The sequence below is a fragment of the Viridibacillus sp. FSL R5-0888 genome, from assembly GCF_038009105.1.
In the GTDB taxonomy this organism is placed as follows: Bacteria; Bacillota; Bacilli; order Bacillales_A; family Planococcaceae; genus Viridibacillus; species Viridibacillus arenosi.
In genome coordinates this window covers 2,432,614-2,453,583 of sequence record NZ_JBBPAU010000001.1, presented here as the reverse complement: position 1 = coordinate 2,453,583, position 20,970 = coordinate 2,432,614, and the positions used below count along the sequence as shown (strand labels likewise).

Sequence of the window (20,970 nt, the reverse complement as noted above, 5' to 3'; positions counted from 1 at the left end):
TTTAAAACTGTAAAAACCTCCTACCAATTAATTTGATAGGAGGTTATTACAGTTATTTATTTATTTCTGTATTAAAGAATTCCAGTATCTTTTTATAAACGAAAATTTCGTTCGCCTTTTTCGTGAATCCATGTCCCTCATCCTCTAGCACAGTATATCCCACTTCTCGTCCTTTTTCCGTCAACGCAGCTACGATTTGGTCAGATTCCTTTTGTACAACACGAGGATCGTTCGCCCCTTGAATAACTAACATAGGCTTAGTCATACCGTCTAAATACGTAATTGGTGAATCAGCTATTAATTTATCTTTATCCTTCTCTGGATCACCTATCCATTGCTTCATAAATGGTCCCCAAAACTCCGGAACAGATTCAATAAATGAAAATAAATTACTTGGACCAAAAACATCGACAACCGCTTTAAAATAATCTGCATGACGGCCGTGTAGGAGAAGTGCCATATAGCCTCCATAGCTACCACCTAAAAGCAGCATTTTATCACGATCTGCATAGCCTTTTTCAATAAGCCAATCAATCCCCCTAATATTATCAAGACGAGGGCCATGACCCCAATCACCTTCAACCATTTTCATAAAGTTTAAACCATAATTCGATGATCCTCTAAAGTTAGGTGCAAAAATAGAGTATCCTTGGTTAACAAGGAATTGGAACATCGATCGAAATGATTTACGTTCATTAGCTTGTGGACCACCATGTGGCCATAAAATAACATAACCATTCGAATCTTCTTCCTTTGCCTTGAATAAGAGTGCCTCAATTTCTAAACCATCAAACGATGGATAGCGCAGCACTTCGGGTTCCACCAAATCCTCGTCTCGAATACCTGGTACTCTATAGTGCGTTAACTCTAACCAGGAACTTCCTGTTTCCTTTGAAACAAAAATATTATTTGGTTTCGTAGCCGTTTTCCCAAGCAAATATAAATGTCCGCTTGGCATGATAACCATTTTCTCAATAATATCTACAGGTATTTCGATTTTTTCATTTGTTCCATCTGCAATTGTATAACGATAAAGCCGATCCTCTACACCATAAGAACCAACAATATATAGTGCATTCTCTTTTTTTGAATAATAAATACTTGTAAAGTCTTCTTTTTCTAATTGAAGCACCTTTTTAAATTGTCTCGACTGAATGTCAAATTTCGCTAAATAGCTAAGATCGTCATCATAGTTTGTTAAAAAATAAATTTCGTCTTCAGAAGTATATACAAAATCGGATACTGTATGCTGCTCATCCGTTGGTGGTGTGAGCAATACATTCTCAACATCGGTCTGTACATATGCTAATGAATTCGTATTACCAAACGATTTAATATAAACAAATGATTTTTCTTCAGGGCTAACTGTAGCGATAAAAGTAGGCGCAACACTACCTTCTATAAGTATCTTTTCCTTACCACTCTCAATGTCATAAACTAGACTATTTAAATACTTCGCATTCCCATCAGTTGTAGAGTAATATAGATTTTTACCATTCTCGGTCAAATGTGCGTAGAGATGACGCTCTCCCTCTTTAAAGCGAATAGGTACTTGGCTTCCTCCCTCAGGTGCAATCGCATAAATTTGGCTATTTTCATCACCATCTTTATCAAATCCAGCTAAAAGGAATTCACCTGTTTTCGAATATGTAATAAAATTAGAGATTTGATTATTAAAAGTTAGTGGATATGGAAATTTTTTCTCTACATCCATTCCCCATAGATTAAAATGACCATTAAAATTCGTACATAATACAATCTGCTTTTCATCAGGACTTACGGCAAAATCACTAACGGTTAAATTTTGTAAAAAATTTGTTATATCCGGCTTTCCAAACTGAATCATAGCTATTCCTCTTTTCTTAAAGTTAATAAATACGAGTAACATCTCTTAATATGTACAATTATAAAATGCTCGAATGTAAACAAAAGAGATATCTAAATATTCTTACTTTATATTATACAAGATAAAATAAAAAATGTAATTAAATTCCAATTAAGGTCATCTTTTTAAGGGTTTACTTGTTTTTAAACGAATATATTGTCAATAAACTACTTAATCATGGAGCTGTAAGGGTTTGAGTTCAGTATTGTACCGAGCTCAAGCATTTTATTTTTGCCTTTTTACGTTATAATGAATGGGGAAAATTGAATGCTTCATACTAATGGGAATTATTTATAGAGGTGGACAGTTATACATGAAGAGCAGTATTAATTACATCTTAATTACAGGAATCATTATTATTATTATTTTTACTATTACCTTTAGTTTATTGTATAAATTTAGCCAAATAGAAGATGACAAATATGTTCTTCTTGGGGATGAGGCGCCAATCCCAACGGAGCTACATCCTATTGTGGAAGAGAATAAAAACATCTTATTAAAAAAAGCAGCTGAAATAGATATTGATGTCATGATAACAGAAGGGCTTAGACCATTTGAAAAGCAGGATGAGTTGTACAACCAAGGTAGATCTACTAAAGGCAACATCGTCACATATTCAAAGGGAGGAGAATCTTTTCATAATTATGGATTAGCCTTTGACTATGCCATTAAGAATATAAATGACGGAATAGAATGGGATATTGAATATGATGGCAATCACAATGGACAATCTGATTGGTTCGAAGTTGCTGAACTAGCAAAGGAGCTTGGATTTGAATGGGGTGGAGATTGGCGGAAATTCAAAGATTATCCGCACTTACAAATGACCTTCGGATTGAGTATTCCTATGCTTCAAGAAGGGTATCGCTTAGCTGAAGATCATAATACAAAATGACCATCCCAAATGTTTGCTTTGGAGATGGTCATTTTTTGGTCCGTTCTCTTAAAGAATGTTGCAACTAAGGTATTAAAAAAACAGAGTTTGAGCTTTAAGTCGTGTAAAATCAACCTTAATTTTTTTGTATTGAATAAATCATTTGTTTAATTAAAGCTCGCCATTAGTGAACTAAGGTAATTGATATTTACTGATTTTTCTTATTTCACTTCATGTAAAGTCTTAATAAATCCAGTAAACTTTTCTATATTAAAATTTACTGATGGACGAATAAATACTTGATAAATATATCTCCCAATCTTCCAATGAGCATACCAACCATAATATTGTGTATTTTGTTTATGTAATAATATTGTTATTTCTATATTTCCTATTAAGAATTTTTCTTTTTTAACATTCCAACTTTGTCTTACTCCTATATTTTCTCCTTCTTTATAAGAGAGATTTTCGATCATCTCTTCTGGAGCTAGCCAAAACCAAATACCATCAGTATAATTAACCTTTGATCTATATAGGAAATGAGTTTCTACACCAAATTTATATTGATTGAATCCTATTGAATCCAGGAAAAAATCTTGATATTCAAATGCTGGTATATAAATGTTTTGCAAAGAAATTTGTTTGTTGATATCGAAATTATTTTCATACCATTTCACCCTAGAAATCTCATCTTCTTGCCACTTAGGTATACCATATCTTGCTGTATAACTCGTAGTTGTATATGATTTTTCTCCCAATTTTTTAATAGCAAACGACCCCGTTGGTGTAAATGATTCAATAATTCTTATAAGCTCATCTTCTTCAAATCTTCCTTTTAAAACAGATAATTCTACATTTGTGAACCATCTAGCATAACAAGCAGCTTGATTTCCTTTGTAATCTATACCAATAAAACCAACAATCCCGTTAATCTCGAAAGATTTACCAGGTGAAACAAGGTTAGTATCTGCATATACAGTAGGAATTCCCCAATCATAATAAAACTGTTTTACTCTTACTACTCTATTTTTACTTGAAATTTCAAAACGTATCGAAGAACGAGAACTTCTTGTTTCTTCTTTTAGAGATATATCCTGAACTGAACAGTCATTAGGCAAGTTAAAAGGACATAATATAACGAAATTAACAGATTCTTGCGCTAGTTCAAATGTTGAAACATTAACATTTTGATTCAATATACCATACTCCATTACATTATATTTTTTCCGTTATTTAACTAATCTGCTTTAATTAAATAATGGAGAATTATAGTTTTTAAAGTTCTTATTTACAAATGCAACTGCTTCCTAAAAGTAGCTGAAAAAAGGATGCTTTTTTCCTATCGATATTATTTGCATTTGATCTAATCGCAATTCTTGCAATATTACTTATATGTTACTCTTTTTAGTTTACTTAATTTGTTGTATATTTTACAATTATTATGTATTGTGGTTAATTGTGGCTTTTAAGCATTTCTTATATGGAGAATTAAACTAATAAATATAGAACGAACAAACTTATAAATGAAAAAAGGTCAAAAAATAGAGGATAAAAGAAATGATGAATTTAATAATAATTCTTGTAATAGTTGCAATCGCTTTTTTTATCTATAATATTTTAATGATAAAAAAGAAAAGACTAAAAAAGTTTAGGAAAGAATGGGAATTAGGAAAGTTTAATTCAAAAAGTGAACATGATGAATCAGTGTCAATGTACTGGGAAAATAAAAAGAATAATGAACAAAGATATGACGGGATAGATCAGTTGACGTGGGATGATCTTGCTATGAATACTGTTTTCAAAAAGGTAAATTACACACAGACTTCTGTTGGATCGGAATATTTATTTAATCAGCTTCGAGATATTGATCCATCTCTTAAAAATATACAAGATAAAGAAAGACTTTACACATTACTGGAGAGTAATCAAGGATTAAGAGAAGACATCCTACGCATATTATCAGGGCTTGGAAAACAAGATTATACAAACTCGTCTTCCTTTTTTTATGAGAATCAAAGTAACTTAAAATATGTAGCTATATATGTATTGCTTGCTTTAATGCCATTTGCTTCAACCATTTTGATGTTTTTCAGCTTAAAGTACGGGATTTTTAGTATAGTAGGATCTTTTCTAATTAACTTATTTGTATACTATAAAAATAAACCAGCGTTAGAGAATAATTTATACTCCACATCGTACATAGCAGCTATCATCAATACTGGTAAACGCTTTGCATCCGTCAAACATTTGGAATTTACAACATTTGCGGACGAGTTCAAAGTCAAAGTTCAGCCAATCAAAAAAGTTCTAGTTTTAAGCAATATTACTTCAATAGGAAGAGGCAACGGAGATTTTGATATTATTTTTGAATACATTCGTATACTATTTTTGTTGGATTTTATTACCTATAACAATATTATTAAAACGATTTCAAAACATAAAGAAGAATACCGTGATTTATGGCAACTTATTGGTCAACTGGATGCAGGGGTAGCAGTTGCGTTTTACAGAAAATCATTAGATACATATTGTATCCCTACATTTATGGAGAAAGAGGAACTTTCATTTAAAAATATGTTTCATCCACTTATCAATGAACCAGTAAAAAACACGTCAAATCTATACAAGAGCACACTCATTACAGGGTCTAATGCATCAGGGAAATCTACGTATATTAAAGCAATTGCTATTAATACAATCTTGGCACAAACGATTAATACAGTGTTAGCAGAAAACTGGACAATGAAACCTAGCTATATTGTAACTTCAATGGCGATTCAAGATAATGTTTTAGATGGTGATAGTTACTTTATAGCTGAAATTAAGTCACTCAAACGTATTATCCAACTGTGTGAGCAAGGTAAACCATGCATCTCATTTATTGATGAAATACTAAAGGGAACTAATACGATTGAACGGATAGCAGCATCGGCTGCTATGATGGAATGGCTTTCTTTGAATAAAGGTATGAATATCATTGCTTCTCATGATATCGAATTAACCGAAATCGCCAAAAGTACTTATACAAATTATCACTTCAGTGAGTCGATTGAAAATGGTCAAGTTCATTTTGATTATACAATTCATTCTGGACCGTCAAAAACGAAAAATGCGATTAAGCTTCTTGAAATATTGGATTATCCACAAAGCATAACAAACAAGGCGAATGGGTTAGCCGAGTATTTCTTAGAAAAGCATGAATGGAAATAAATGGAAGAATTTAAAAGATTGTAAATTGAAAAAAACGCCCCGTCGAGAAATAGCCTATTAGTATAAATAACATTGCAAATAAGAATAATCACTATGTTTGAAAAAGACTCTAGAGCTAATCAATTGTATGTTGAGATAATATAATCTCCAATAACACAATATGCCGACTATCATTCAAGTTGATAGTCGGCTATTTGAGTTGTATAACTTATTATCTTATTACTTTAAATTTTGAAATTGAAGAACTATAAAATTTTATAATTCGGAAGGCGAATAGTTCAACATTGCATCAGATAATTATTTTGAAATTATTAAAATATTTTGCAACTTTTTTTAGTCTTTAAACGAGGATAGGGTGAAAGGTGGGAAAAGATGGAGCTAGAAACAATATATATCACCTATATGAATGATATATATCGCTATTTATATTCACTTACCAAAAATCATACTACTGCTGAGGATTTGCTTCAGGACACTTTTACAAAAGCGCATATCACTCTGCTTGGTCAAGAAATTCAAGATATCAAACCTTGGCTTTTTAAGGTAGCTTACTATACATATATCGACAGTACACGGAAAGAGCTCCGGTATATGATATCAGACAACGTTGATCAAATCTATTCGACTACACCGGAACAAATCATTGTAGAACAAGATGCATATCTAAAACTATTAAGCCTATTAGAACAAATTAAACCAATTGAAAAACAGATTATTTTGTTATGTGATGTGAATGACTGTACAAACGAACAAGCAGCAAACATTCTAAATTTGAAATTGAATACATTGAAAAGTCATTTAGCGCGAGGACGTAAAAAAATGCGAGCACTTATTGTGAAGGAGGAATAGAGATGGATTCTTATGAACAATTATTACAACAAGCAAAGGATAGTGAAAAGATAAATACACCTTCTACTAATGTTGTAAAAAAAGCCATTGCATCATCTAAAAGGAAGCTTATTTTAACGACGCTAACAATTGCACTTTTAATTGTTCCTACTTGCTACATGCTAACATTTTTGTATTATGCTTTTGGTACAAAATCCACAACATTAATGGATGTTACAAGCCAGACACTTTATGTAACAGACCCTAATACTACGTTAGAGGAACTTGAATTTGATATGGATTTTTCACTTTTTTCGATGCTATTATCTTTTGAGCAATATAAGCAGATTGGTGATGAGGTCTACCCGATTAAACATTATGATACACGCTTTATGTTGAATGATTTAGTAGAAAAAACGACTACTTCTAAGTTAGAAAAAACGTATCCAAAATACCCGACTATAACAAACCAGTGGTTAGTTCATCCAGAAAATCAAGCTGAATTTAATACATCTGAGGAGTGGCAAGTCTTAAAAGGATTACCTGATGAGACGGTTGTGGAAGCATATATTTCTTTAAACAATTTATTTACAGTTGAAGAAGTAATTCAGGAAATGCCGAAAGTAGATGTCACATGGGCAGCGATCTATACAGGTGTAGAAGACAAAATGCTAAGTGCTAATGGTAATGTTGTATCGCCAATTGGTTATCCTGTACAACAAGATTATACAAATTGGTCACCATTTAAAAATTCTACATCTCATGAACAAACTTTTTTGTCGATTCTTCACTTTTTAGCTAATTATGAGGATATTGCGACAGCTGTTTCCTCACATAAAAATTTGGAACTGAAAGAAAGAATATCTTATTTAGAGAAACAAGACATGAAAACCTACGCTGTCGTCATTACAGGACCTAAAGCAGAGATTGAACAGTTAAAAGATAACACAATGATTAAACACTTAAAACTTGGGGAGGTTAAATTATGGAATTGGGTGCGTTAAAACAATCGATTTTTAGCTTGTTTGGCTGGGCTAGTGTTGGCTTAGGCTTATGGATTCTTATTATGATTAATAGTTGGATTATCATTGGTTATGGCGCCCCTTTCATTAGTGGTTCTACTATCTTCATTATCTTGACATTTGCTTTCGGAATCCTTGCCATTATTTCAAAATCCAGCCGTTCTCTCGGGATTTTGGGCATTTTTCTTGGATGTTTTTTGGTGTTCTTTATGATTGTCATATTTTTTGTTGGTTGGGCTATCATTCCGTTTCCATAAGAAAAACTTTCATAAATGACTTTATGATGCCTGAACAAATTGATTGTTGGTTTTTTAATTATTATTCACTGAATTAAAGTGATGACGCGAAGTATATCACTACATAAAAAAAGTAGTCATTTAATTTAAGTAGTTAATTTCATAATCTAAAATGCCCTCCAAATTTATTGGAGGGCATTTTATTTTGTAAGCCCCAGTATTTTTCCTTTACTGAGGAGAGCTAAAAAAAACTACATTACAATCATCAGGTATGACAAACAGTACATCCAGTTTAAATGATATGTATGCCGTACTGCAGCTCACACATAAACAATTCATTTACAAATTTAATAAAATGACAATACTATTTAACTTTTAGATTAATGTTCACTCTTTCAATCGATGGATTATGTATTACAAAATCCAAAGAAAGCGTGAAGATAATGGATAATATGAAACAAATGCTAAAATGTATTGAATTTATTAATAAACCCCGATGATTTACGTTTATTAATAAAAATTTACAATTTGTTAATGATAAAGAATCATTACATTAACAAATAATGTAAAAATAAATGTTACAATGAACAGGCTATCAGATGTAATGAAAAACGGTTTCGATAAAACCATCTAATTTAGGAGGATACTCTAATTGTCAAAAACTAAAGTATTGATTATCACTCAAAATTTTCATCCTGAAATTGGTAGCCACGCAAATAGAATGAATAATATTTTTCAATTACTACAGTTAGATGACTATGAAGTCTCTGTCTTGACTACAGAACCTTCTTATCCAAACAAACACCTTTATGAGGATAGGAAGTTCTGGAATAATGAAACGTTAAATGATCATGAGAATATTCATAGAGTACATGTTAAAAATAGGAAATATGCATTTAGTATGTTAAATAGATTAATCCACTATATTGAAATCTCATTAAAAATGCTATTTTTTGTTTTATTTGATAAACAAAAATATGATGTAGTATTCGTTACATCGCCAGCTATATTTATGGCATTTGTTGGAGTCATAGCGAAAATTAAGTATAAATCAAAATTTATTTTAGACATTAGAGATCTTTGGCCCGAATCATTAAAAGGGGTTGGAGTTTTTAATAACAAGTGGATCATTAAGTTTTTTTCCATATTAGAAATTTATTTATATAGAAAAGCAAACTACATCGTCATTAATAGCATTGGTTTTATGGATTATATAGTGAAAAAGTCAAAAGTAGACCGCAACAAAATCACATTCATTCCAAATGCTGCCAGAGAATTTGAGGTAAATGCAGTAAACAAAAAAGATGAACAATTTAAAGTCATCTATACAGGAAATATTGGACTGGCTCAGGATGTAGATTTTCTCAAAAAATTAGTTTATCGCTTGGCCGAGAACCATATTATGATCACTATCGTTGGCTATGGACAAAAGAAAAATGAGCTATTCAAGTTTGTTAGCGATAACAAATTGGCTAATGTAACAATCGAAAATCCTACTACTCGACATGAGTGTTTAATGTTAAATGCAAAACATCATGTTGGTGTATTGGCATTAAATGATAAAGAGGTATTTGAAACAGTCTTACCAGGTAAATTAATAGATTATATGTCATCTGGATTGCCAGTTGTAGCAGCTGTTTCGGGATATTCAAAAGAACTTATAGAAAATAATCGAACAGGCTTTGTTTCTGAAAATCGAGATGCTGCTGAAATAGTAGAATATATTTTGAAGTTAAAAGATAATCCTGAAATACGACAAGAAATAGCTAATAACAGTACGAATTTGATAAAAAAACATTTTTTATGGGAAAAAAATATAAAAAAACTAACATGTTTATTTGAAAGTGATTATAAATTCAGAGAAATAGAGCCATTAAATAGAAAAATTGATAGGGATTTAACATTATGAGTAAAAACGTATGTATGTTTGTTTGGAACAATTTCACTAACGATGCTAGAGTACTGAGGGAATGTACCGCGTTATCAGAAGAGGGCTATAAAGTAGACCTTATTTGTATTCATGATCCAACTGATAAAAAAATGAAATTTGAAGAAAAGAGAAGTGAAAACTTTAATGTCTTTAGAGTTCGGAGATACCCCATTCTCTTTACCATACTTCAGTCATGTCTCAGATTTTGTTTGAAGTATAAATTAGCAGGAGGAGTTGCGGCATTCATTTGGGTGTTTTCAGTTTATTTTTTTCCTTTAGCAACTCTTTCATTAACTTTTCTGGGATTACTTCTTTTAAAGACAAAGGTTAAAACAGTGCTTATTAGAGGGAGTATAATTTGTCGGATGATTATGAAGGGCAGCAAAAAAAAGTATGATCTGTATCATTCCAACGACTTAAATACATTGCCCCAAGGCTTTATTTGTTCCAAATGGCGACTGAAAAAGAAACCACTTATCTATGATTCCCATGAAGTACAAACAAGTAGAACGGGCTATGATAGTCCAATTTATGGCATGGTGGAGCAGCATTTTATTAAAAGAATTGATTCTATGATAGTAGAAAATCATACAAGAGCTAAATACAATGAAGATTTATATGGATTTTATCCGAATGTAGTGCATAACTATCCATTTTTGCATACAGAAGTTTTAAATGAAAGAGTAAATCTTCATAAAATACTTCAGCTACCTGCAGATGAAAAGATACTTCTTTACCAGGGAGGAATACAAGCTGGAAGGGGCTTGAAACAATTAATACAAGCCGTTCCAAAATTTAAGGAAGGAATACTTGTATTAATTGGCGACGGTAGAATTAAACCTGATTTAGTCAAAATGGTGAATGAAATGAATCTTCAAGAGAAGATAAAATTTATACCAAAAGTACCACTCAGTGAATTACCGAAATATACAAAGAACGCTTATCTCGGATTCCAAGTATTAAATAACACAAATTTTAATCATTATTCAGCTTCTTCAAATAAATTATTTGAATATATGATGGCAGGTGTACCAGTAGTAGCATGCGACTTTCCTGAAATCAAAAGAGTAATTGAGGGAGAAAATACAGGAATATGTATCGATTCTCATAATCCAAGTGCCATTGCTGATGCAGTGAATAGACTATTAGAGGATAGGGAATTACATAACCAATTGAGTGAAAACAGTTTAAAGGCTAGTAAAATTTATAATTGGGAAAGCGAAAAAGAATGCTTCCTAAATGTTTATTCAAAGAGAATATCAGGTTATTTAGCGATGGAAACAACCATATCTCATTAAAAATAATAGGAGTGTTAATTTTGGATTTAAAAACAAATGACACATCTGAAGAGCTGGATCAACTAACGAAACGACTAATATATGAAAAGCAGTCGAAAATAAGCATTTTTGAAGAGCTTTTAAGAATTTATGAAAGTGAAGAAAAGTTACTTTTGTCGTATAAACAATTATCTGCCCAGCATTATGCAATCAGTAATGCAAAACTAGCAAAAGTTACTTATGCATATTGGAGATTATTGAAAAGAATTAAGCGAGGCAAGAAAAATGAAAATAGCTAATTTGGATGAGCAAATCAATCAAATCAAATCGAGAAAAGAACTAATCGAGAATGCTATAAAAAAAGAGAAATATGAGATTAATCACTTATTAGTAAATTGCAAATTACCTGATAATATAGCCATGGAACCAATTTCTTTATTCAATGACGAGACAGATACATCAATCAAAATGGATAAAGAAGAGTATTTATCTTATAGGGAAGAAGTTGCTGATTTCGAGTATTTTGAAAGTATAAAACCGCTACTTGAAATGATACCAGATAGCAACGGCAGTCGTTATTATCAAAAGTATAAAGTGAATGTTGGAATCATAGCGGATGAGTTTTTATATCAGTCCTACAAAGATGTAGCAAATTTTTATCCGATCACATTTTCTAATTACAAAAATTATAAAAGCAAACTAGATATTTTATTAGTAGTTAGTACTTGGAAGGGCTTGGATAAGGCTTGGGAAGGTTTAGGGAATCCTTCTTCACGAAAAAGAGAAGAAGCACATAAAATAATACATTTTTTTAAAAAGAATAAAGTTCAAACGGTGTTTTACTCTAAAGAAGATCCTGTTAACTATGAAGCATTCATAGGATTAGCAAGAAAATGTGAGTATGTATTTACTACAGCAGTAGAGAAGATTGAAAGTTATCAAAAAGACTGTCGTCATAACAACATCTTTGTATTAGAGTTTGGTGTGAATCCACTTTATCATAATCCAATTGGGATAAAAAATATTCAAAAAAGTAGTGATGTTTTCTTTGCGGGATCATGGCTTAACAAATATCCAGAAAGACAAAAGGAAACAATTGAAATATTTGATGGAGTAATCAAGGCTAATAGAAGATTAAAAATAGTCGATAGAAATTTTCAACTAAATAAGCCTAACTACTTCTTTCCATCAAAGTATTTACAATATAGTTCACCAGCTATAGAACATGAATATCTTCAAAAAGTTCATAAATTATATGATTGGTCTATCAACTTAAATTCAATTAAATTTAGTGAAACAATGTTTGCGAATAGAATTTACGAACTACAAGCAATAGGAAATATTATTATCTCTAATTATAGTGTAGGGGTAAATGATAAGTTTCCAAACGTATTTCTAGTGAATGACCGGAACGAGTTAAAAGATATTCTGAATGGGTTTACTAATGAAGAAGTGTATAAACATCAAGTGGTGGGCATTAGAAATGTCATGTCTTCTCATACTACGTTTGAAAGATTTAATTATCTATTAGACTGTATTGGTTTTAACAGGCAACTATATTCTAAGAAAGTACTGGTTGTTGCTAATTTAATGAGTGATGATGTTATACGAGATTTTGAAAATCAAACGTATGTAAAAAAGCATTTAATAACTGAAGCTGACTTTGATGAAAAAGTAAAAAAAGATTATGATTTTATCGCTTTTTTTAATTCAAAATACAATTATCAAGAGTATTACCTAGAAGATATGATAAATGGATTTAAATATACGAATTCTGATTATATTGCAAAAAATAGTTATTATCACGGCAGCGAGCTAGTCGAAGGTCTTGAACATGCTTATATAAATGAGATGACAGATAAATATAAAACAGTATTTTGGTCAGAAGCTTTTCAAGCAAATGAATTGTTGAATATGAAGCAAAAACAGATAAGAGAAAATGGCTATTGTATTGATCATTTTGAAATAAATACAGCATTTAAAAATGATCAATTAGAAAGTGATGTTAGAACGTATGAATTATCTGTCATCGTACCTGTTTTTAATAATGGAAAATACTTGTTAAACAAGTGTTTTAATAGTCTTAAAAGAAGTAGTATTTTCGAAATGATGGAGATCATCATTATAGATGATGGTTCTTCAAAAAAAGAGACGATCGCTACAATAAATAGAATAGCTAGGGAACATCCTAACGTCGTAACCTATTTCTATCGTGAAGGAGGAAGTGGGAGTGCTTCTAGAGCTAGAAATAAGGGAGCAGAACTTGCCACTACCGAATATGTGACGTATTTAGATCCAGACAATGAAGCTGTTAATGATGGTTATGACAAATTGTTAAATATATTAATAAATAATACTGAAATAGATATAGCCATAGGAAATATGATTAAGTTAAATAATTCTAAAATTGGTAATTTTAAATATTTTGAAACTGTAATTAATGCTTGTCGTAGCGACATTATTAATGATCCCAAAAAACTATTAATGGATACCGATTTAAGGACACAAAGTATTCAGGCATTAGTAGTGAAAAGGGAAATCATCATCGATAACAATTTGAGAATGGTTGAAAATGCAGGTGGACAAGATACGTTATTCTTCCAAGAATTACTGTTGCATTCAAGTAAAGGGGCTGTGATTGATAAGGATATACATATTTACTATGCAGCTGTGTCTGGATCTGTCACGAATACGGTAACGAAAGCGTTTTTTGAAAAGTATTATACATTAGAGAAAGAAAGACTACCGTTTTTGATAAAAAATGACCTGTTGGATTTATATATGGAAAGAAGATTTAACTTCTACTTTAGAAATTGGTATCTCATTAGAATTAAAAAAATTAAGCATGAGGAACAACAAGAGGCTATTGATACGCTCTACAAGATATATTCATTGTATAAAGAGTATATAATTCAAAAATCCGTGGATATAGAAAAATTTGCTGCTCTATATGAGAAAAGAAAATATAAACAGATTATAAAATATTTTTCTAGTATGAATTGAGATGTTGAAATTATTTTGAAAGGAAGTGAGATGTAAAAGATAACTTTTACTTCGCAAATAGCGAATACGAATAGAGGAATTTCAATGTCACTTGTCACTATTTTGCAATTGGTACATCATCAATCTATTGAACTTACTACCATGAATATTGGAGGGAAATAATGATGAAATTATGCACTATTGGCCTAGGGTATATCGGTTTGCCGACATCTATCATGTTTGCAAAACACAATGTAGAAGTAGTAGGAGTAGATGTGAAGAAGGACGTAATAGATGCACTGAATAATGGTGAAATTCATATAGAAGAGCCTGGATTACAAGCATCACTTGATGAAGTCATTGCAATGGGTACTTTTAGAGCGTCAATTACTCCAGAACCGGCTGATGTGTTTATTATTGCTGTTCCTACACCTAATAATCAGGACCTATATAGATCTTGTGATTTAACCTATGTTATTAATGCAATAAAATCTATATTACCCTATATAAAAAAAGGTAATATAATAATTGTTGAATCGACTATTGCTCCTCGTAGTATGGATGATGTGATCAAACCGTTAGTAGATCAAGCAGGCTTTGTTGTTGGAAAAGACATTTTCCTTGTACACTGTCCTGAAAGAGTACTACCAGGGCAGATTTTCCATGAGTTAGTGTTTAATAATAGGATAGTTGGTGGAATTACTCCTGCATGTGAAGAAGCAGGGGCTATCGTTTATAGTACTTTTGTAAAAGGTGAAATTATTAAAACGGATGCAAGAACAGCGGAGATGTCTAAGCTGATGGAAAATACATTTAGAGATGTGAATATAGCACTTGCAAATGAATTGGCGAATGTATGTCATCGATTAGAGATAAATGTATTAGATGTTATCGAAATGGCCAATAAACATCCACGTGTCAATATACATACACCAGGCCCAGGTGTAGGGGGTCACTGCTTAGCTGTCGATCCATACTTTATCGTTGCAAAGGCACCAGAAATTGCTCAGTTAATAAAGTTATCTCGTACGATTAATACCTCTATGCCTCATTTTGTAGTAGAGAATATCAATAAACTAATGAAAAATGTCGAAGGAAAAGTAGTTACTATTTTAGGTCTCACATATAAAGGGAATGTGGATGACATTCGTGAAAGTCCAGCTATTGAAGTGTTCAAACAATTGCAAGCAGAGCATAATTATGAAGTGCGAGCTTATGATCCACACGTTAAATTAGATTGGGTTTTACAAGATTTAGAGCAAGCTGTAAAAGACTCTGACCTCATCGTTGTATTATCAGATCATGATGAGTTTAAGGAATTTGGAGATCCTGATTTTTCTACTATGTCAAATATAAGGATTTTTGATACAAAAAATGTAGTGAAACGTGTTCCGAATTATGTTGAATATATTAATTATGGAAACCTTTATAACTATACTAAAAAGAAAGCTACTGCTGTATGAATTTTGTTTGGCAGATTTTAAAAGAACAATTTTCACATCTTAATTTGATATTTCGATTAAGTATATATGAAGAAAAAGGTAAGTATGCAATGCACTATTTGGGTGCTTTATGGCAAATATTAAATCCATTCATTCAAATTGGTGTTTATTGGCTCATTTTTGGTTTAGGAATAAGAAAGGGTTCTCCTGTTGAGGGAACCCCGTTTTTCCTATGGCTGATTATAGGGTTAGTACCGTGGTTATATATCAGTAGGACAATTACACAAGCTTCAAATAGTGTATACGCAAAAGTAAATTTAGTAGCTAAAATGAACTTTCCCGTAAGCGTTCTACCTACTATTATAATCGTTGGTAATTCAATATCATTTCTACCTATGATTATTCTAACTTTTGGGATTACTCTAGGATATGGTATTTTCTCTGGAATATATTTAATACAAATACTATATTATTTAGTTTGCCTGTATTTATTTCTGTTTGCATTGACACTGCTTTTATCAACACTTACAACTATTATTCGAGATATTCAGATAATAATACAATCAATTGTTCGGTTAATGATGTTTTTCTTACCAATCGTGTGGAATGTTCATAACTTCCCAGAATTGTTAGTCAGTATTTTGAAATTGAATCCTTTATTTTATATTATTGAAGGGTTTAGGTACTCTCTCTTAGGAGGGGGATGGTTTTTTGAGGATATTCCGTATACCTTTTATTTCTGGAGTATAACTATTCTAATACTTACAATTGGTTCTTATATACATTTAAAATTTCGTGATAGATTTGTTGACTACCTATAGTCGGAGGAAAAGAAATGAATCCGAAAATTCGATTTATGAATGTATCAAAAGGTTTCAGTTTATATAGTAAGCAATCTGAAAAACTATTTGATATCGTATCTCTTAAAAAAAATAGAGATCATTTTTTCGCTCTTAGAAATATTAGTTTTGAAGTGAATGAAGGAGAAGCAATTGGTCTTATTGGTTTAAATGGTTCTGGCAAATCTACTCTTTCAAATTTATTAGCGCAAGTAATACCTCCAAGTTTAGGTAAGGTCGAAATAAATGGAGAAACATCACTAATTGCTATTTCTGTAGGATTAAATAATTCGTTAACAGGTTTAGAAAACATTAAGCTAAAATGTTTGATGCACGGTTTAAGTAGCGCTGAAATTAATCAATTAAAATCAGCTATTATAGATTTTGCAGATATAGGGAAGTTTATTAACCAACCTGTAAAAAACTATTCAAGTGGCATGAAATCTCGTTTAGGTTTTGCAATATCAATTCATACTAATCCTGATATTTTAATTATAGATGAAGCCTTATCTGTGGGAGATCAAACATTCTACAAGAAGTGTCTGGATAAGATAAATGAATTTAAAAGCCAAGGAAAAACGATTATTTTTGTAAGTCACTCATTGTCCCAAATAGAAGCATTTTGTGATAGAGTGATGTGGATTCATTTTGGACAAATAAAAATGTTCGATGAAGCAAAAAAAGTGATTAGTGAATATAAAAAGTTTATAAACTGGTTTAATTCCTTAAGTGAAAGTAAAAAGAAGAATAGTAGAAGTGAAATGTTAGAAGAACAATATAAAGAAGTTTCAAACGGCCAAATTCAACAGGTGAAGCGTAAACGTGGGAAATCGAATTTGGTATTTATGCTACAAATTTTAATATTAATATTTATAATGATTTCAAGCGCTACTTATATGTTTTAACCACGAAAGATAAGGTCAAAAAAAACGTCTAGCCAATTATTAATAGGCTAAACTATAAATAGGGAGTTAATTGGAGAATCTGAATTCGAGGGCGTAACTCGCTTTTACTCTACGGGGCTTTTTGCGGGATTGATTTGCCATGTTGAATGATAGAACTGAAGCGTTAGTTTAATAAAAAAAAGGGGCGTTACATATTTCTAATAAAATATGTAACGCCCCTTCAATTATTTGGTTTCAATCAATGGTAGGGCTGTTTTTTTATTTCACCAAGAAAGAGAATAGGAGATATAAAAAACATCATCAGTTATTTGGTATTTTGATAGTAAATTTATACTAGATTTTTAAAGTGTAATCATTCAAAATGAATATAGTGAAAATAATTAGGAAGAGGAGGCATGTTACATGAATGATGTGATGACTCGAAATAATGTGAAGATAATGGGGCAAGGGGAGCAAACGATTATTTTTGCCCATGGATTTGGTTGTGATCAGAGCATGTGGCAATATATTGCGCCTAAATTTGCAGAGAATTATCGTGTAGTTTTATTTGACTATATAGGGTCAGGAAATTCAGATATTACAGCGTACCAATCCGAAAAATACAGTACGCTTCAAGGCTATAAGCAGGATGTATTAGATATAATTGAAGAAATGGACCTTCAAAATATACTGTTCATCGGCCATTCTATTAGTTCGATGATTGGTATGCTGGCAGCGATTGAGCGACCGGATTATTTCGATAAGTTAGTAATGATTGGGCCATCCCCTTGTTATTTAAATGATACAGATGGTTATAATGGTGGCTTTGAACAAAATGACATTAAAGAATTACTTACTATGATGGAGATGAATTTTGCAGGGTGGGCTAGTTATATGGCGCCACTTGCTATGGACCAAACTAAAGATCCTAAGCTAACTCATGAACTAGAGAATAGCTTTGTCTCAACGAACCCACGTGTTGCAAGAGAGTTTGCGGAAGTAACATTCTATTCAGATTTTCGAGAAAGAGTACCATTCTTAAAAGTACCAACACTTATTATTCAATGCTCGAATGATAGCATTGTTCCAATTGAAGTAGGGCAGTATTTAAATAAGCGTATAGAAAATAGTACGCTTCAAATTATAGAAGCTAGAGGGCACTATCCACATATAAGTCAGCCTGTAGAAACAACTAAAATAATAGTAGATTATCTAATGAAATAATTTATGTAAGGGAGTTCAATTATGGATGTACGATTAAGGGAGGCACCTTGCGGATTTATATCTTTTGACCACAATGGATATATAATAGAGGTCAATAATACCTTTCTTGAATGGATGGGCTTTAAACAAGAAAATTTAGTAGGGAAACATATTGAGTCGTTATTGACGATGGCCAATAAACTGATTTTTCATTCTTATTTTTATCCTAATATTAATTTACATGGGCATGTAGAAGAACTGTTCATTAACTTCACAAGCCAGACTGGTGAGTCCGTTCCTTATTTAATGAATGCTAGACGATTTGAGCAGGATGACATAGAAGTGATAGACTGTATTTTAGTTCAAATGAAGAAGCGAATTGACTACGAATTAGAGTTGCGCACGACTAAAAAACAAATGGAAGAGGCTTATTTAGAAAAAAATCGAGCTCTAGCAAAGCTAGAACAAATTTATATTGAAATTGAAAAGAAACAAATTGAGCTAATGGAAATCAATTCGGGTTTAGTCCAAATATCGAATACTGATAAGCTGACTGGCATTCCCAACAGAAGATTCTTTCAAGAAAAACTAGAAGAGCAAATTGTGATATACAGTAAAGAAGAAAAACCATTTTCTTTACTTATTATTGATATAGATCATTTTAAAAAAGTGAATGATACATATGGTCATCAAATTGGAGATATCGTACTTGTGAAATTGGCTAATATTCTAAAAAATCAGGTGCGATCAGATGATATTGTTGCTCGATTTGGAGGCGAAGAATTTACAATAATTCTTCCAAATACTGATGTTGACGAAGCAATATTAATTGCTCAGAAGTTAAATAGAGCAATTGAATTAGCTGAATGGACAGAGACAGGGAATCTAACAGTAAGTGTCGGGATAGACACTTTTACCGAGGATGATACAGAAGCTTCTATCGTGAAAAAGGCAGATCAAGCTCTGTATGTTTCTAAAGAAAATGGTCGAAATCGTGCTACACATTTTATAGATTTATAATGAAAAATTCAACCATACTAGAATCAAGTTCACCACACTGAAATGTAGTTTTGGTAAAGCGTTTATCTACATGGGTTCTTATTAAAATAGCTCCTCAATAAAAAGTTGATCAGCAGTTAACGACCAACTTTTTATTGAGGAGCTAAATTTTTTTATTACAGTTAGTAAAACAGTTTTGACTGAAGAATGTCTAATGCACGATCAATATCCTCTAAATCTTCTTCAGAAGCATGTTTTATGCGATTTAGGAAGCGAGATTCAACTAACTTAAATGTCTCGTTCATCATAGCTTCTCCATCTTTTGAAAGACGAATATATTGTTTCCGTCGATCTTTTGTATCACTTAACTTTTCGATTAGATTTTTTTCACTTAACTTTTTAAGTTCTCGACTTGTATTTGGCATAGATAAATGTTGGCACTCACTAATTTCACTAGGGGTAACAGGCTTTTGACTTACTGTAATAGATTCTAAAATGTTATATTGCACTGGCGTGATGGAGTCAGATTTAGCGCCTTTTGTTAATTCATGTGTCACACTATGAACAGAAGTTGTAAATGAAACCCATTTATTAAACAGAGCATTTTTGTCCATAAATTTCACCTCTTACTGTGAAGATAACAAAAATATTATCATATTACAATTATCATTTGACAACAAAATGAAACAACTGTATATTTTAGTTATCAAATGATAAGTGAAGAGGTGCAATATGAAAACATTGGTAATTTATACATATCCAAATCATAAAAGCTTAAACTATGCATTTTTACAAGAAGTCATTAAAGGAAGTAAAGAGAATCCTAACATCAAAGAATTACAGATATTAGATTTATATGAAGAAGGTTTTGATCCACTTTTAGTATTTCATGAGAATAAAAGAAGACGTGATATGTATCGTGATCCATCTTTAGAAAAATACCGTGATCAAATTACTTGGGCAGACAAAATTGTCTTTGTCTATCCAATCTGGTGGGGGAGACCACCAGCAATGCTTATGGGATACATTGATCAATTATTTGCAGCGAACTTCGCCTACAGGGATAAAAAGGGACTGTTCCCAGAGGGGCTTTTGAAGGGTAAGTCTGTTGTCTGTATTTCTACGATGAAGGGACCTGCAAAGTATCCACTTTTATGGTTGAATAATGCACATAAAGTATTGATGAAAAAAGCGTTATTTAATTTTGTGGGGATCAAAAAAGTGAAGTTTTTCGAATTTGGGAATATGGAAAGTCCAAATGGAAGACAAACAAAAAAATTAGAAAAAATTTATCAATATTTCAAAAAAGTAGAAATATAAGATTTCTCAGTTTGAGATAAATATTATAGTTTAAAGTAA

At 31.6% G+C, this 20,970-nt stretch carries 18 protein-coding genes; 15 read left to right on the top strand and 3 right to left on the bottom strand.

All coding sequences use genetic code 11. The features are described from left to right. Positions 1 to 52 precede the first annotated feature (52 nt). Entirely contained in the window at positions 53 to 1,846 is a 1,794-nt protein-coding gene (locus MKY02_RS12145; protein WP_076034893.1) for a S9 family peptidase, read from the bottom strand. Between the two features lie 352 nt (positions 1,847 to 2,198). Here MKY02_RS12145 and MKY02_RS12140 point away from each other — a divergent pair, with 352 nt between their 5' ends. Next, positions 2,199 to 2,780, top strand: coding sequence for a M15 family metallopeptidase (locus tag MKY02_RS12140; RefSeq protein ID WP_340711245.1), 582 nt, complete (start codon positions 2,199 to 2,201; stop codon positions 2,778 to 2,780). A gap of 200 nt (positions 2,781 to 2,980) precedes the next feature. On the opposite strand, the gene MKY02_RS12135 is transcribed toward MKY02_RS12140, so the two are convergent. Next, the gene (locus MKY02_RS12135) at positions 2,981 to 3,955 is read right to left on the bottom strand and encodes a hypothetical protein (RefSeq protein WP_340711243.1); all 975 of its coding nucleotides are present in this window, start codon (positions 3,953 to 3,955) and stop codon (positions 2,981 to 2,983) included. A 361-nt stretch (positions 3,956 to 4,316) separates the two neighbouring features. Between MKY02_RS12135 and MKY02_RS12130 the strand changes: the two genes are divergently transcribed. The 13 genes from MKY02_RS12130 (at position 4,317) to MKY02_RS12070 (ending at position 19,632) form a co-directional block, all read left to right on the top strand. After that, positions 4,317 to 5,969 carry a MutS-related protein gene (locus tag MKY02_RS12130; protein ID WP_340711241.1) on the top strand — a complete coding sequence of 551 codons (1,653 nt, stop codon included), beginning with the start codon at positions 4,317 to 4,319 and terminating at the stop codon, positions 5,967 to 5,969. 372 nt (positions 5,970 to 6,341) lie between these two features. Continuing rightward, positions 6,342 to 6,818: a sigma-70 family RNA polymerase sigma factor gene (locus MKY02_RS12125; protein ID WP_038181170.1), complete on the top strand. Its 477-nt coding sequence runs from the start codon at positions 6,342 to 6,344 to the stop codon at positions 6,816 to 6,818. 2 nt (positions 6,819 to 6,820) lie between these two features. After that, positions 6,821 to 7,801: an anti-sigma factor gene (locus MKY02_RS12120; RefSeq protein WP_038181172.1), complete on the top strand. Its 981-nt coding sequence runs from the start codon at positions 6,821 to 6,823 to the stop codon at positions 7,799 to 7,801. Beyond that, the gene (locus MKY02_RS12115) at positions 7,783 to 8,076 is read left to right on the top strand and encodes a hypothetical protein (RefSeq protein WP_038181174.1); all 294 of its coding nucleotides are present in this window, start codon (positions 7,783 to 7,785) and stop codon (positions 8,074 to 8,076) included. The genes MKY02_RS12120 and MKY02_RS12115 overlap by 19 nt, the downstream gene beginning before the upstream one ends. 631 nt (positions 8,077 to 8,707) lie before the next feature. Then, entirely contained in the window at positions 8,708 to 9,964 is a 1,257-nt protein-coding gene (locus tag MKY02_RS12110; RefSeq protein ID WP_340711238.1) for a glycosyltransferase family 4 protein, read from the top strand. Beyond that, the gene (locus MKY02_RS12105) at positions 9,958 to 11,283 is read left to right on the top strand and encodes a glycosyltransferase (RefSeq protein WP_164491922.1); all 1,326 of its coding nucleotides are present in this window, start codon (positions 9,958 to 9,960) and stop codon (positions 11,281 to 11,283) included. Before MKY02_RS12110 ends, MKY02_RS12105 begins: the two co-directional genes overlap by 7 nt. 20 nt (positions 11,284 to 11,303) lie before the next feature. Beyond that, the gene (locus MKY02_RS12100) at positions 11,304 to 11,561 is read left to right on the top strand and encodes a hypothetical protein (RefSeq protein ID WP_038181180.1); all 258 of its coding nucleotides are present in this window, start codon (positions 11,304 to 11,306) and stop codon (positions 11,559 to 11,561) included. Next, on the top strand, positions 11,548 to 14,265 hold the full coding sequence (locus MKY02_RS12095) for a glycosyltransferase (RefSeq protein WP_340709066.1): 2,718 nt from the start codon (positions 11,548 to 11,550) through the stop codon (positions 14,263 to 14,265). The genes MKY02_RS12100 and MKY02_RS12095 overlap by 14 nt, the downstream gene beginning before the upstream one ends. A 164-nt stretch (positions 14,266 to 14,429) precedes the next feature. Then, positions 14,430 to 15,707 carry a nucleotide sugar dehydrogenase gene (locus tag MKY02_RS12090; protein WP_038182954.1) on the top strand — a complete coding sequence of 426 codons (1,278 nt, stop codon included), beginning with the start codon at positions 14,430 to 14,432 and terminating at the stop codon, positions 15,705 to 15,707. Next, a complete protein-coding gene (locus MKY02_RS12085) occupies positions 15,704 to 16,507 on the top strand; it encodes an ABC transporter permease (protein ID WP_038181186.1) in 804 nt (267 codons plus the stop codon). The genes MKY02_RS12090 and MKY02_RS12085 overlap by 4 nt, the downstream gene beginning before the upstream one ends. Before the next feature lie 14 nt (positions 16,508 to 16,521). After that, positions 16,522 to 17,430 carry an ABC transporter ATP-binding protein gene (locus tag MKY02_RS12080; protein ID WP_038181189.1) on the top strand — a complete coding sequence of 303 codons (909 nt, stop codon included), beginning with the start codon at positions 16,522 to 16,524 and terminating at the stop codon, positions 17,428 to 17,430. A gap of 402 nt (positions 17,431 to 17,832) precedes the next feature. Continuing rightward, positions 17,833 to 18,633, top strand: a complete 801-nt coding sequence (locus MKY02_RS12075) for an alpha/beta fold hydrolase (protein WP_038181191.1) — start codon at positions 17,833 to 17,835, stop codon at positions 18,631 to 18,633. Between the two features lie 21 nt (positions 18,634 to 18,654). Beyond that, on the top strand, positions 18,655 to 19,632 hold the full coding sequence (locus MKY02_RS12070; RefSeq protein ID WP_076065092.1) for a sensor domain-containing diguanylate cyclase: 978 nt from the start codon (positions 18,655 to 18,657) through the stop codon (positions 19,630 to 19,632). 161 nt (positions 19,633 to 19,793) lie between these two features. Here MKY02_RS12070 and MKY02_RS12065 read toward each other — a convergent pair whose 3' ends face one another. Continuing rightward, positions 19,794 to 20,225, bottom strand: coding sequence for a MarR family winged helix-turn-helix transcriptional regulator (locus MKY02_RS12065; RefSeq protein WP_076065091.1), 432 nt, complete (start codon positions 20,223 to 20,225; stop codon positions 19,794 to 19,796). A 118-nt stretch (positions 20,226 to 20,343) separates the two neighbouring features. Between MKY02_RS12065 and MKY02_RS12060 the strand changes: the two genes are divergently transcribed. Beyond that, on the top strand, positions 20,344 to 20,931 hold the full coding sequence (locus tag MKY02_RS12060; protein WP_076065090.1) for an NAD(P)H-dependent oxidoreductase: 588 nt from the start codon (positions 20,344 to 20,346) through the stop codon (positions 20,929 to 20,931). Positions 20,932 to 20,970: the final 39 nt, after the last annotated feature.